We start from the raw sequence: 13,372 nt of genomic DNA, 5'->3' as shown, positions 1-13,372 counted from the left end.
CATGTCTATTCTGACCCAGACAGTGACGAGGTGTCCGGTATGCGGCGCCAACACATTCAGCTACACGGAGTTCCTCTACGACGCGCCGTATTTCGGCAACATAGTGGTCTCGACAGGCTTCTGCAGGACGTGCGGTTACAGATTCTTCGACGTAGACTACGCCGAGTCGGGCAACCCCACGCGGGTCGTCTTCAAGGCGGAGGACGGCGACGACGTGTCGAAGTCGTTGTTGATCAGGTCGAAGACTGGTAGCGTCAGATCGCCGGATCTGGGCTTCAGCCTCGAGCCGGGCCCCCAGGCCGAGCCCTTCGTGACTACGGTGGAGGGACTCCTCTACAGAGCCCTCGACTACGCAGAGCGCTTGAAGGTGTTGGAGCCCGAGAGCGCGCAGAGGGTGGACGAGTTCATGGAGAGAGTGCGGAGGGCCATAGACGCCGGCGGCTTCACGCTGATTGTAGAGGATCCTTTGGGCAAGAGCGTGGTCGTCCCTAGACGGCCCGAGCTTGTGAGGATAGAGCCCCTCGGCAGTACCTAGCTAGGTATGCCTTCAGCAGGTCGGGGTAGGGCGGCGGGTAGCCGGAAAGCTTCTTGACGAACGTCTCGATTAGGTCCCTTGTGTCGTAGCCCCTCTCGGCGTAGCGGCACGCCCTTATTAGAGTCGCAAGCTTGTCGGCGAAGGAGACCAAAAGGCCGAGTTTCCCGTCGGCTTTCCTGTAGCTCTGGAAAAGCTCGTAGAGGTGTGGATATAGGCGCCTCATGGCGTCGAGCTCCAGAGACTCCCAGTCCACGACGGCCCGGACTCCGTTGCCGGGATGCCCCAGCTCGGCCTCGGCCAAGTCGTGTATGGCCGCAACCGCGATCGCCTCGGCGACGTCTACGTCCTCGCCTCTAGACCTCAACTCGGCCGCTATCTCGCCGGCCAGAAGCGCGGCCAAGAAGGCGTGTTGGCACACGGTCTCGGCCGCCTCGACCCCCCTCTGCAACCAGCCGATGCGCTTGATGTTGCAGAGCGCGTCGACTACGTTGATGAGGTCCATCAAAGCTTCCCGGGGAACTCGGTTGGGTCGCTCCTCGGGGTTATCTCGCCGGCTATCGGGGTCCTCAAGACGGCCGGCACCTCCTCCGGCTTAAAGTTGGCGAGCGCCCACGACATCTTGACGTAGGCCGCCTCGGGCAACATGTCATCGAGCGGGACGACGCCCAGGGACAGAAGCTCTCTGCCGCGCCTGTAGACGTAGAGATCCACGCGCCCGTAAATGGTCTGGCTGGTCACGGCCACAACCACGCCGGAGTCCACGGCTCTCTTTATCGAGGGCAGTAGGGCCTCCCTCACGTGGCCGAAGCCGGTGCCCTCGACGACTAGGCCCCGGAAGCCGAGATCGACCAAGGCGTCTATTATTCGGGGATCCATCCCGGGGTAGAACTTCACGAGAGCCGCCTTGTCGCTGAAGCCCGCCGAGTACGAGAGGCCGCCTCTAGCCTTGTAGGGACCCGCGAGGAGCTTGAGGGATCTAGACTCGACGTCGACCTCGGCGAGAGGCCCCACCCCTATGCTCTGGAACGTGTCGCGCCTCGACGTGTGCATCTTTCTCACCCTAGTGCCTCTATGTATATAGATCTTTCCGTCGCTGGACGCCCCGTGCATGGCCACCGTGGATTCGGCGAACGGGGCCGAGGCCGCGGCGATGACGGCCCCCAGTATGTTCTGGAAGGCGTCGCTGGACGGCCGGTCGCTCGACCTCTGAGATCCCACGAAGACGATGGGTCCCGGCGATTCCTTAAACGCGAAGGCCATGGCGGCCGAGCTGTAGTGCATGGTGTCCGTGCCGTGCATCACGACCACGCCCACGGCGCCTTTCCTGAACTGCTCGGCTATCTTCTCGGCCATGGCAGACCAATCAGCCGGCGTCATGTCCTCGCTGAACTTAGACATAAGCGCCTCGACTCTGATAGACGCCACGTCAGAGATCTCGGGAACCATCTCGAAGAGCAGGGCGGGATCGGTGGAGGGGTACACGGCGCCCGTGGCGTACTCAACCCTCGACAGTATGGTGCCGCCGGTGGCGATTATGGAGACCCAAGGCCTCCCGGTATCCACCTCCCTCGTCTTCTCGGGCCTCGCGCCTGTGCCGGCCACCTCGCCCAGATCCTCAATTTTCCTCACCCTGCTTTTGGCAAAGCCCACGTTGTAGCCGTTCCTCAGCTTAACCACATATACGTCGGGGCTCGAGTAGGCCGTGGAAGGGAGAAGGACGCCCTCGACGACCTCCCCCGAATCCAGATAGAGCCTCACCCTCCTGTAGCTCTCCACGCGCGCCTCAGCGACCTCCTATATAAAGCTTGACCGGAGGAAGCCGCCGTCAGCCGGCCGCGCCTAGGCTTACGCTGACGACTTTTCCGCCAGACACGCGGGCCACTATGGGTAGGTAGTTCAACAGTTGGGAGAGGGCTTGTTGGGCGTCCGTCGCGGTGATCGTGGCGTTGCCCATGGCCAGCGCCTCGCCTATCCACTGGAACACGGCTGTGGCTTGGCTTTGCTGGTCGCCGGGCATTAAGAGGAATATTCTGTCTCTGTATCTGGACGCCACCGTGTAGTTGTCGCCGAACAGCGTGGTGTAGAAGTAGTTAGCGGCGGTGAAGGAGTAGGGGCCGTAGAACGGGTCTATCATTAGCACGTACACCGGCACGGTCGAGTTAAGCAGAGACCGAGGCAATTGGACGCCCGACACAGTCACGACTACTATGGAGTCGTTGTAGAGAGGCGGCTGTAGCCCGCTCGGCGCATATCCCCTTTGGGTCAACACCCACATCTGCGTGTTCTCTAGGAGGTCGGCCAACGTTGGCGTCTGGACGCGCGAGCCGAAGAAAAGCCTGAAGCCTGGCATAGTGGCCAATATCCACCCGACCTCGGCGAATATGATCGCCAACAAAGCAATAACGAAGATCTTCCGGTTCCTGCGCCTACCCGTCTTGCCCTCTTTTTTCTTAGCCACGCGGCCGAATACCGCGTGGTTTTAATAGTTTACTTAACATATTTAAAAAGAGCCGGCTCGGAGGGCTTTATGGCTAGGTGGGTCTGGGCGGCTGTTGTTGCTATAATAATTGTCGCGGTTTTCGCTATCGTGGCCATGACCGGCCAAAGACAGTCTGTATCGAACGGCACGATGGGCTCACGCGTCCAGACGCCCACGTCGGCCAGCCAGCCGCAACGCGTAGAGGTCCTCTTGATACCGAACGGCACGACGCTCGTCAGAGCAATCTCCCGGTCGCCCGCCGAGATGATGGCCGCGTACTACATAGGCAACGGCTCGGTGATGATAACTCCATACCCGTGGAACATGAAGTCGTGGAGAGGCGAAGTGGAGACCGTCTACAACGGCTCAGCGCTTATAGCTAAGATCAACGCCTCGTATTCCGAGAAGTACAACCCCTATGCCCCAGTCCTGGGCTATCCGAGCGCCCGCTACGGTTGCGACCCGCTCTTCGGGGCCTGTACGGCCACCGAGCCGCCGCTCAAGCTACCGCTCCCCGCGACCAACGCGGACGCGGTGATCGAGATAGACTATTCGATCCAGCCGGGCAACTGCGACGTGACCGACTTCTCGTACGACATTTGGTTCACCAAGGGGCCGGGCCTAGGCCCCGGCGACCTCGAGCTGATGCTGTGGATGTACTACACGACTCCGCTGTCCCAGAGCGCCCCAAGCCCCTATTGGTCCTCCGCCGGGTCCTACACTGCCAGCGCGTATGTCAACGGGAACCGCGTGGATATGCCCATAAAGGCGTTCCTGCACATAGACCGGTCGTCCTGGTCCGTCCTCATACTGGCGTTCGAAAGGCCGATCAAGAGCGGCTCCGTAGCTCTGTCGATCGGCGACCTTGTGAGGATCGCCGAAAGGGCCCTCAACGGCACCGGAATAAACATAGATAGACTGAACCTCGTATCGATAGATGTAGGTATCGAGTTCGACGGCCCTCCGAATAAGTTGTTGTCGTGCTCCTACGAAATATATAGATGGGCTCTTGCATCGAGTTAACGCGAAAGATTTTTATCGCAAGGCGATCCAACTATGCATGTTGCTGTTCATCACGGGGCAGGACTGGCTCATAATCTTGATAGCTGTGGTCATACTGCTGATATGGGGTCCCTCTAAACTCCCCGCCCTCGCCAGAGGCCTCGGCCAAGCGCTCCACGAGTTTAGGAGGGCATCCCAGGGCCTAGCCACTAACGAGGACGAGGAGTACAGGAAGTTGCTCGACGTCGCCAGAAGCCTCGGCATAAGCACAGAGGGCAAGACCAAGGAGCAGATACTGGAGGAGGTGAACCAGAAGGTGAAGGAGATGAACAAGAAGATCACCTTAGGCTGATTTTCGGATACCCACGAGCTCCTTCAAGGCCCTGGCCGCCGGCGCCAGCCGTCTGTTCGCCTCCGCCAGATCTTCCAGGACGTGGGCCGCCATGGAGTATAGGCCGGCCTCCAGATAGGCCCGCAACTCCCTCCATAGAAATTCGGCGGAGCCCGTGGCCAGATAGCCGGCGAGCGGGGGGTCCCACTCAAGCCTTAGATCGTCGTCGAAGACGTCGCCGACCCATTCGGCGGGCGGCTCCAGATCCTCTCTGAAGTTGACGTTGTGGAGCTCCCTCCGCGAGATTCCGTGCCTCACGGCGCTTAGGTACGTCGCAGTTCGGGACAGCCTGAACACGTCGTCAAGCCTCCCGCCCCTCCTGGACAACATATCGGCCATACGCCTCAGCTCGCCCGCTTCGGCCTTGAATATGTGGGACTCCACTAAGCCGTTCGGCGCCACGTAGACGGCGGTGCCCGCCGCCTTCAACAACTCGCCGAAGGCTCTGGGGGATATATACGGCACATCGCACGGCGCGAACAAGAGCGTGTCGTCGAACCTAAACGCCGCCGAGACCACCGCGGCGATAGGCCCTGAAAGGCCCGGGCTGTCCTCCACCGTCGGGTACCCGGACACCTTGTTTCTGCCGGGGGCCACGTATATCTCGTCGACAAACCCGCGGGCGGCCTCCGCAACAGCCTCTATCATGGGCCTGCCGCCGACGGGGTAGGTGCATTTGTCCACCCAAGGCTCCCCCGGCCGCTGGAACCTACGCGATTGGCCCCCCGCAAATATTACGAGCTTGGTCACGGCCTCCTCGACAGATCTCTCAACACCGCCTCGGCAGCGTTTACGCCGGGGACTCCTGTGATCTGCCCCCCGGGCCATGTGCCGGCGCCGCCGAGATAGAGGCCTCTTATCGGCGTCCTGTAGCCCCAGCCGCACACCGGCCGGCAAGAGAAGAGGAACTCCCTCGCCATCGGCAGATGGTTGACGTAGGCCCCCGCGGCATTGAACGTCGACTGGTAGTCGGCCGGGGTCCATACCTCGAAGGCCTTGACCTTGCCGAGGTTCTCCACGTAGCTCTCAAGGCGGCCGATGTCCGGCTCCCCCACCACAGACAGTCTGTCGCCGTCGACCAGCATCTCGCCCATGGGCAGTTGGAATATGGAGTCGCGGTACGGGGCCAGCCCGCGCCTGAGCTTGACGGGCTCCGAGAGGACTACGTTGAGCCTATACGGGCCTGCCGTAGCCGCGGCGTCCCGTAACCTGCGGGCCACGCCCTCGTCGATTCCCTCGACCAGCTCAAGCAAGGTGTGGATCGGGCTGGCCGTCGACAACACGGCCCGTGCCTCGACGAGCTTGCCCGTGTCGAGCTCTACGCCCTTGACGGCCCCGCGCTCGACGACTATCTTCCTAACGCCGACGCCCAACACCACCTCGGCGCCCGACTCCAGCGCGGTTCTGTACAACGCCTTGGAGAGCGCCTGGATCCCCCTCTCCCCGCGCCACACGGGGCGTCCCCAGCCCTCAGGCGGGTTGAAGTAGGCGAGGAGGAAGGCTGGCTCGTCCCAGAGATGTCTGTAGAGGAACATGGGCCAGAACTCCTCCGGCAGATACTGCGACATGACGTCCCTCGCGGTCTTCTTGACCAGCTCGGCCGCCTCGGGGTCCTCAGCCAGGGCCTCCTCTGAGGGAGGGCCGCCGAAGAAATACCTCCGGGCGGCTCTGTTGAGCGCCGTCAGCTTCTCCCAGAACGCCGCTATCTCGTCGCCGAGCCCCCACTGCCTGAACTCCTCGACTCTCTTCCCGGGATTGCGCCACCACTTGACGTACTGCCCGTCGAGCTCGTAGACGGCCACGGGATCGGGGACCTCTACCTCCAGATCGACGCCGAGTCTGTCCAGCACCTCCCTGGGCATGACGCCCACGACGTAGGCCCCGACGCCCACCTCGGCGCCGCCCAAGACGTGGTAGCCCGCCATGCCGCCAGGCCAGCTCAACTTGTCGAAGACCACGACGTCCAGCCCCGACCTGGCCAGCAGAGCCGACGCCACCAGCCCGTTGTGCCCGGCGCCTATCACTACTACGTCTACCACTTGGGGATCTGGCGCTAAATTAATGTCTTAACCGACAGAAATACGAAGTAGCCCCCGAAGGCGGCCAGAGTCGTCACTGAGAAGGCCTTGATGGCCAGCCAAGTGCCTCTGCTGTTGAGCCTCCACCCGGCTCTAACCGCCGCCGGGAACGAGGTAATCCAAGCGGCTATCGCCGAGAATAAGCCCAAGGCCCAGTAGAGGCCGAAGGAGCTGATGGAGCTGAGGCCCACGGTCAGCCACCAGCCCAGCTGGTACGGGTTTGCCAGGCCCAGCGAGAGCCCCAGTAGATACCCCTTCACGGCCCTCTCGGAAGCCCCGCGGGCCCCGGCGTCGGGCGGCTTGGAGAGCGCTATCTTGTAGGCTATATACAAGAGGAAGAACGAACCGGCGAGATATATAACCGCGACGTATCTGGAGCTGACGGCCGCGAGGACTTCCTCGTAGAGGAGGAGCGTCAGCAACATGAAGATGAAGTCGGCGGTCATGGCGCCGGCCCCCACCGCCACGCCGTGTCTAAACCCCTTGAGGGCCCACGACGCTATGAGCGCGTTCATAGGTCCCGGAGGCACCGCCAGGCTGTAGCCGAGGACGAGGCCGGCGGCTATTTGGGCAAAGGCCTGGCTCATACGTCGACTACCTCGGCCTCCAGCCCGGCCGTATCCAGAACGGCGGCGGTCCTCCTGCCGGTCAGATAGCCGCAGAGCTCGCCCGGGTTCACCACGAGAGTCCGCCCGACGCGCCTCACGTCGACCCTATGGGTGTGGCCGTAGACGACTACGTCGAACATGCCCGACCTTATCATTGCCTCCGTAAGCAGATCCGACGTGCCGTGATACACGCCGATCCTCCTCCCGTCGGCCTCCACCACGCCGGCGTAGCCCAAAATCTCCACGCCGAACTGAGAGGCGACTTTCTGGAAATAGAGGAGCTCCCCCTCGTTGTTGCCCCAAACGCCCACGACCCTCACGCCGTCGCCCAACGCCTCCCTCAAGGCCTTGGCGCTGAAGGGCGCGACCCAATCCCCCGCGTGAATCACCAGCTCGACCCCCCTATCCTTAAAGAGGCGGGCGGCGCGCCTTATAGCGTCCACGTTGTCGTGGCTGTCCGAGACCACTCCGACCAACATGTCCCAAAAAATCCCGGTATATATAGCGATCCTGACCGGCTACGCCGCCCGCCTTTTCCTCAGCGCTCTAGTGGCGAGGTATGTGGATCCGGCGACGATCATGGCTAGGCCTGCCAGCTCCAACACGGCGTACCTCCACGCAATTCTATAGCCGGCGGGTCTTACGATGTCTTGCTCCACGTCGAAATAAATCGCCGAGCCGTTGGGGCACACGCCGAACCTCTCGACGGTCTTGTTGACGAGCTCTCTGAGGAGGCCTATGTCGTCGTCGGTCTCCAATAGGTATATATTGCCGTGTATCCCGATAAATATAGAGAGCGGGTCCTTTATCGAGATGCCCCGCTCCCGGTAAAGCCCCTCTATTATAGACCTGAACTCTGTGACGTTGATGGAGCTGGGCAACGGGTTCGGCGTCTCTACCACGAATAGGAGCACCAGCACCTTGAGGCCTCTGTACTTTTCGAGAATCGGGCCGAGCAAGGCCTTGACGCGGGCCAGTTGCTCCGGCCCCCTCCTTATCTCGGCCGGGACGTCGACGAGGATAACTCCCCGATCTACGTACACCGACACCGAGACGCCGCGGATGCCGGCCCCGGCCAACGTGCCCTCCACCTCTCGGGCCAGGGTCAGGGCCTCGTGGGCCCACCTACTGGACCTCGCCAGCGCCTCGCTCGCCGGGCTGTTCGGGTCGTCGAAGCTTAGCGGGCCGCTGTAGTTGGCCGCCCTCAGCTCCTCCTCGATGGAGGGCCACACGTCGACGCCGAACTCGCCGGCCCAGCTCTTCAGATATCTTTCCTCGGCCGAGCTTATATTGGCCGAGCGGGCATTCATCTGCTGTACAGTGCTGTTCATAATATTGACCACATATAGCACGCATCCATCTATTTTGACCTCCCTGCCAGGTATCTGTATCAATACATAGGCTAGACTAAGGTTGCCCAGCTTCTCGCTCTCGAAATTGGTAAATACGATCATCGCCGATACCAAGGCGGCCGATAACAATAGGAGTAACGCAAGAAATACCCTAGTTGCCATACCTCACCTGAAGTCCGTACAATTTACACAATCGGTGGCCATGAAGATCATGTCGTTCGTGTAGGGCGGTGATCAAGATAAGGCCTATGGAAATTAAGGCATACGCAACCAGCTTCATATTAAGATGGACCATAATAAATACGGCCTTTTAGGTATTTTTCTTTACTGTAGCTCAATTGATATATCATTTTTAGTTGATAATTTATTATATATCGATGGCCGCTCGGCTCTTGGGCCTATCCAGATTTTTATAGGGGCTCTCGATTGGCCATGGACTCCAAGGTCGCCGAGTGGCGTAAATTGATCCAGAGCCTTAGGGGCGCCGGCGTCGAGCCGTATCCCCACAGCTTCAAGATAACGCACAGCGTCAAGACCTTAAACGAGCTGAGGAGGCAGGCGCTTCTGGATCCTTGGGTGGGATCCACGGTGACCACCGCCGGCAGGGCCACGGACATAAGGCGCCATCCCAACGTGGTCTTTATAGACCTCTACGAGGACGGGGCGAGGTTCCAGATAATGGTGGACCCCAAGGAGCCTCTCCTGGAGTATATATGGAGGGGGGACTACGTCGGGGCGTCCGGCGCGTTGGTGAAGACGCAGAGGGGGGACTACGCCGTGAAGGCCGAGAGGCTGTTTCTTCTGGCTAAGGCCGTCCAGTCCCTTCCGGAGTGGGGCAAGGTGGATAGGGGATCCCCCTTCTACATGCGCCACCGCGCCGTCTCCATGGTTTTGGACATACAGCTGAGGTGGAGGATCTACACGAGGGCCCGTCTAATACAGGCGTTCCGCGAGGCCTTCTGGCGCCGCGGCTTCGTCGAGATACCCACGCCGGTGCTCCAGCCGATATACGGCGGGGCCGCCGCCAGGCCCTTCACGACGCATATATGGGCCATAGACGAGGACTGGTACCTCAGGATATCGCCGGAGCTCTACCTCAAGCGCTATATAATCGCGGGCTTTTCGCGGGTCTTCGAGATAGGCCCCCAGTTCCGCAACGAGGACATAGACGCCTTGCACAACCCCGAGTTCTGGTCCCTAGAGGCCTACCAGGCATACGCGGACTACAACGACATGATGAGGCTCATGGAGGAGACTACCTACGAGGCGCTCCAAGCCGCCTTGGGGACCGCCGTGGTTAAGTACGGCGAGTCGACCATAAACTTCTCCCCTCCGTGGAGGAGAATAACGCTGTACGACGCGTTGAGGGAGTTCGGCGGCGTCGACCCGGACAAGCTCACCGACGACGAGATAAAGGACAGGCTGAGGGCGCTGCAAGTGCCTCTGAAGGCGTACAACAGAGGGATAGCCCTCGTCAAGCTCTTCGAGAAGCTGGTCGAGAAGAAGCTCGTCCAGCCCACCTTCGTCTACGACTACCCTGAGGAGTCGACGCCTCTATGCAAGCCGCATAGGGAGAAGCCGGGCCTCGTCGAGAGGTTCGAGGCCTTCGCGGGCGGGCACGAGCTGGCCAACGCCTACACGGAGCTCAACGACCCCGTAAAGCAGTACGAGTTCTTCAAGAGAGAGGAGGAGCTGTTCCCCAAAGACGAGGCGCATCCTCTGGACTACGACTTCGTGGAGGACCTATCCTTCGGCATGCCTCCGACCGGCGGCATAGGGATAGGCATAGACCGCCTGGCCATGATAGCGACAGGCGCCGAGTCTATAAAGGACGTGATACCGTTCCCGATCGTCGCCAGGAGGGAGCTCGGCCAGTGATCGCCGGCTCGCCCGTCCTCAACAGTGCGGCGGAGACGCTAGCCCGTAATTAGGTAGAACCCGTACAGGAGGACGGCCAGGAGCGACAACGCACTCAGCGCAAATATCCACATATGTGCCAGGAGGGCCCAGACAAATACGGCGGCCACTGCGGCTGTGTAGATCAGCTCGGGCGCGAAGTTCTCCCTAAACGCCAGCTGGCTCGAGCCCTTGGGCGTCACCCTCCACGTTATCGAGCTCCGGAAGAAGCCCATCAGCATGTACACAAACGCCGTTATGTTTATCATGAGGGAGATGATCCCGTTCTGCGCCGCTATGGCGAGCGACTCGGCGAGGCTGTAGCCCTCCCTCCTCGCGAGGGCCACGACGTATCTGAGGAGCACCGCGGTGGCTACTGCGAGGGCCGCCTCCAGAATCGCCACGGGAAGCGGCGGTATGATATAGCCTGTGTAGGCCGCGGCGAGGCCCACCACGGGCAGGAACACGGCCGTGGTCACCAGAAGCGGGTGCTGCGCCACGTTGAGCAAGATGCTGAGCTTGCTTCTGAGCGGGAGGTCGGATCTGAGGACCTTGACCAGATACCTGCGCAGTATGTACGAGGAGTTGAAGACCCACCTCGCGAACTGTTTCCTAAACGCGAAGTACGTCGACGGTACCTCCACCATGATGGGGGCGCCGCCGTCGTAGACTATGCGGCCGCCCGCCAGCAGGACCTTCAACGAGATATCGTAGTCGTCCGCCACGCAGTCGCAGAACCCGCCTGCCCTACGGAGTAGGTCCCTCCTCAAGGCTATGCCCGACCCCAACGCGAGCAACACGTCGCCAGACAAGGCGCGGCCGAGGTAGGCGCCGTAGAGCAGGAAGTACTTATAGACGAATTTCAGAAGCTTCCCGAGCTTGGTGAAGAGCGAGATGTAGCCGTCCCAGCCCAGAAACAGCAGAGTCCTCTCGTCAACAGCCCCGGCTATCCTCCTGGCTATATCCCTGGGGAGCTTGCTGTCTACGTCGAGAAACGCCAGTACGTCGTACTTGGCCACCTCGGCGGCCCAGTTAAACGCAGACCCTCTGAACTTCCCGCCGCCGGTCCTCCTGACGGCGCGCGCGTCGATCCCGAGCTCCCTCGCCAACGCGTCTACCAACGTCTTGATCTTCGCGAAGTAGTCCGGCTCGTCGTCGGACACGATGAGCACCTCAAACAGATCGCGGGGGTAGTCCACGTCGGAGAATCGGGTCAGCATGGCGGCTATTACCTCCAGCGGCTCGTTCTTTACGGGCACTATGAAAGATATCGGCGGCGGATCGGCGGACGCCGATTTGGGCGGAGACCGGCGCGGCGCCCCCCTCGCTACTTTTCTGAAATATATAATAAATTGTATAATTAATATTAAATCGAAAAACAATAAAATAGAATAAATAAAATATATGATAAAAATATCGGAGGAGGTCATGGAAGGCGCCGAGGGGCCTCGGCAGCCCTCCACGAACTGACTTGAATTTATACATGTAATAATATTTGAGCTTATATTTGATGAATATTTACTAATATTTCTAAAATATAATGAAATATTATGAAGATAACTAGATACGTTGGGTATAATAGTAATGATGCTGATGTTACCGTACAGCGGATCCACGGTGACAACTACGGCCTCTTATAATTCCTTTTCCGAGATCTCTGAGGCGGGCTCCGCGTTCGCGAGAAAGCCGGCGTCAGGCGAGCCCGAGCGATCCCAGCCTCTCCCTTAAGTTGCCGAGCTGGGCGGGGCTTCCGGCCTCGATCTTCACTCTGATCAGAGGCTCTGTGTTGCTCGGCCTAATCAACAGCCTTCCGCCGTCTCTGAACCTGATATCCACGCCGTCTATTTCATATATCTCGGCCCCGCCTATGGATCTGGCGGAGCTCCTGACCTTCTCCATCACCTTCCTCTGGTCGTCGACCCTTATGTCTATCCGCTCCTCGTAGATCTTGGGGGCCTCGGCGAGGAGGTCGTCGAGCGTCTTGCCTATGCCTCTGGCCACGTCGAGGACTTTAAGCGCCGTGTATATCCCGTCGTCGAAGTAGTAGTGCTCCCTAAAGCCTACGTGGCCACTGTACTCGGCCCAGAAGGCCGCGTTGTTCCTGATGGCGGCAGGCTTCTGGAAGCTGTGGCCCACCCTCTCGCGCACTATCTTGACCCCCCTCTCCTCGGCGACCCTCTCCAGATATAGGGGCATTGTGGCGTCGAGGACCACCACGTCGCCGGGCTTGGCGTAGTGGCTTATCAGCATATAGGCTATCTTCTCGGCCCTAAACACGTCGCCTTTAGCCGTCACCAAGCCGACGCGGTCTCCGTCGCCGTCGAGGGCGACGCCGGCGTCGAGGCCCTCCGCCTTGACGAGCTCGGCCAGCTGGCGCAGATTCTCAGGCTTCTCGGGGTCCGGCGGGTGGGAGGGGAACCTGCCGTCGGGCCTCCCGTTGATTACGGAGACTCTCTTGAAGAGGCGCTTCAGCAGAGGCCGGAGGATCACGCCTGCGGCGTTTGCGGGGTCGAAGCCTATAGATATATCGAACTCGCCGAAGGTGTTCTCGAGGTACTGGAAATACCTCTCCTTGACGTCTTGTACGTAGACGAGCCCTCTCTGCCCCTCGGGCGGCTCCTCCAACATTTCCTTGAGCCTCTGGAGCTCCTCAGAGGTTAGGTCGATGCCGCCCTTGTGCATGACCTTGAGGCCGTTGTACTCGGGAGGGTTGTGGGAGGCCGTTATCATGACCGCCGGCTCGTAGAGCAGTCGCGACGCGAAGTGCGTCATCGGCGTCGTGACGTTGCCCAACAGCTCGACGTCGGCGACGGGCAAAAGACCCGCCACGAGGTGCCTCAACACGTCGGGGGAGTGCGTGCGGACGTCCATGCCTATTAGGATCTTCCCGCCGCCGAAGAACTTGCCAACGGCGTACCCGATGCGCCTAACCACATCGGGCGTTAAGTCTTTCCCGTAGACGCCGCGTATGTCGTAGGCCTTGAAGACCGACACGGCACCAGCTACATATCGCTATTTACGTTTTGCGCCG

The 13,372-nt window shown here is 60.4% G+C and carries 14 protein-coding genes; 4 read left to right on the top strand and 10 right to left on the bottom strand.

All coding sequences use genetic code 11. The annotated features are described in order from the left end of the window. Position 1 precedes the first annotated feature (1 nt). A complete protein-coding gene (locus TUZN_RS06915) occupies positions 2–535 on the top strand; it encodes a ZPR1 zinc finger domain-containing protein (RefSeq protein ID WP_013680243.1) in 534 nt (177 codons plus the stop codon). On the opposite strand, the gene TUZN_RS06910 is transcribed toward TUZN_RS06915, so the two are convergent. Genes TUZN_RS06910 through TUZN_RS06900 form a run of 3 tightly spaced genes read right to left on the bottom strand, consistent with a single transcriptional unit; the run spans position 489 to position 2,993 of the window. Further along, positions 489–1,037 carry an HD domain-containing protein gene (locus TUZN_RS06910; RefSeq protein WP_013680242.1) on the bottom strand — a complete coding sequence of 183 codons (549 nt, stop codon included), beginning with the start codon at positions 1,035–1,037 and terminating at the stop codon, positions 489–491. The two genes, TUZN_RS06915 and TUZN_RS06910, sit on opposite strands and share 47 nt — an antisense overlap. Beyond that, positions 1,037–2,311 (bottom strand): Glu-tRNA(Gln) amidotransferase subunit GatD, encoded by a 1,275-nt coding sequence (gatD, locus tag TUZN_RS06905; protein WP_013680241.1) that lies wholly within the window; start codon positions 2,309–2,311, stop codon positions 1,037–1,039. Before gatD ends, TUZN_RS06910 begins: the two co-directional genes overlap by 1 nt. 49 nt (positions 2,312–2,360) lie before the next feature. Beyond that, a complete protein-coding gene (locus tag TUZN_RS06900) occupies positions 2,361–2,993 on the bottom strand; it encodes a hypothetical protein (protein WP_013680240.1) in 633 nt (210 codons plus the stop codon). A 69-nt stretch (positions 2,994–3,062) separates the two neighbouring features. Here TUZN_RS06900 and TUZN_RS06895 point away from each other — a divergent pair, with 69 nt between their 5' ends. After that, a complete protein-coding gene (locus TUZN_RS06895) occupies positions 3,063–4,037 on the top strand; it encodes an endo-1,4-beta-glucanase (RefSeq protein WP_237698201.1) in 975 nt (324 codons plus the stop codon). Between the two features lie 37 nt (positions 4,038–4,074). Further along, complete coding sequence (locus TUZN_RS06890) at positions 4,075–4,368, top strand: Sec-independent protein translocase subunit TatA/TatB (protein ID WP_013680238.1); 294 nt, start codon at positions 4,075–4,077, stop codon at positions 4,366–4,368. On the opposite strand, the gene mobA is transcribed toward TUZN_RS06890, so the two are convergent. The 5 genes from mobA to TUZN_RS06865 are packed head-to-tail and all read right to left on the bottom strand — an operon-like array spanning position 4,360 to position 8,547. Then, the gene (mobA, locus tag TUZN_RS06885) at positions 4,360–5,157 is read right to left on the bottom strand and encodes a molybdenum cofactor guanylyltransferase (protein ID WP_052886150.1); all 798 of its coding nucleotides are present in this window, start codon (positions 5,155–5,157) and stop codon (positions 4,360–4,362) included. The two genes, TUZN_RS06890 and mobA, sit on opposite strands and share 9 nt — an antisense overlap. Continuing rightward, positions 5,154–6,446 carry a phytoene desaturase family protein gene (locus TUZN_RS06880; RefSeq protein ID WP_013680236.1) on the bottom strand — a complete coding sequence of 431 codons (1,293 nt, stop codon included), beginning with the start codon at positions 6,444–6,446 and terminating at the stop codon, positions 5,154–5,156. The genes mobA and TUZN_RS06880 overlap by 4 nt, the downstream gene beginning before the upstream one ends. A 14-nt stretch (positions 6,447–6,460) precedes the next feature. Further along, the gene (locus TUZN_RS06875) at positions 6,461–7,072 is read right to left on the bottom strand and encodes a LysE family translocator (RefSeq protein ID WP_013680235.1); all 612 of its coding nucleotides are present in this window, start codon (positions 7,070–7,072) and stop codon (positions 6,461–6,463) included. Beyond that, entirely contained in the window at positions 7,069–7,572 is a 504-nt protein-coding gene (locus TUZN_RS06870; protein WP_013680234.1) for a metallophosphoesterase, read from the bottom strand. The genes TUZN_RS06875 and TUZN_RS06870 overlap by 4 nt, the downstream gene beginning before the upstream one ends. Before the next feature lie 39 nt (positions 7,573–7,611). Then, positions 7,612–8,547 (bottom strand): hypothetical protein, encoded by a 936-nt coding sequence (locus TUZN_RS06865; RefSeq protein ID WP_052886149.1) that lies wholly within the window; start codon positions 8,545–8,547, stop codon positions 7,612–7,614. 330 nt (positions 8,548–8,877) lie between these two features. Here TUZN_RS06865 and TUZN_RS06860 point away from each other — a divergent pair, with 330 nt between their 5' ends. Then, a complete protein-coding gene (locus TUZN_RS06860; RefSeq protein ID WP_013680232.1) occupies positions 8,878–10,323 on the top strand; it encodes a lysine--tRNA ligase in 1,446 nt (481 codons plus the stop codon). A gap of 38 nt (positions 10,324–10,361) precedes the next feature. Here the strand turns inward: TUZN_RS06860 and TUZN_RS06855 are convergent, their stop codons facing one another. Beyond that, complete coding sequence (locus tag TUZN_RS06855; protein ID WP_272941295.1) at positions 10,362–11,771, bottom strand: glycosyltransferase family 2 protein; 1,410 nt, start codon at positions 11,769–11,771, stop codon at positions 10,362–10,364. A gap of 262 nt (positions 11,772–12,033) precedes the next feature. Continuing rightward, on the bottom strand, positions 12,034–13,335 hold the full coding sequence (locus TUZN_RS06850) for a phosphomannomutase/phosphoglucomutase (RefSeq protein WP_013680230.1): 1,302 nt from the start codon (positions 13,333–13,335) through the stop codon (positions 12,034–12,036). Positions 13,336–13,372: the final 37 nt, after the last annotated feature.

Origin of the sequence: Thermoproteus uzoniensis 768-20 (assembly GCF_000193375.1) — an archaeon.
In the GTDB taxonomy this organism is placed as follows: domain Archaea; phylum Thermoproteota; class Thermoprotei; order Thermoproteales; family Thermoproteaceae; genus Thermoproteus; species Thermoproteus uzoniensis_A.
Note: the sequence above shows the minus strand (reverse complement) of the source record. Positions and strands in the feature narration are given on the sequence as shown.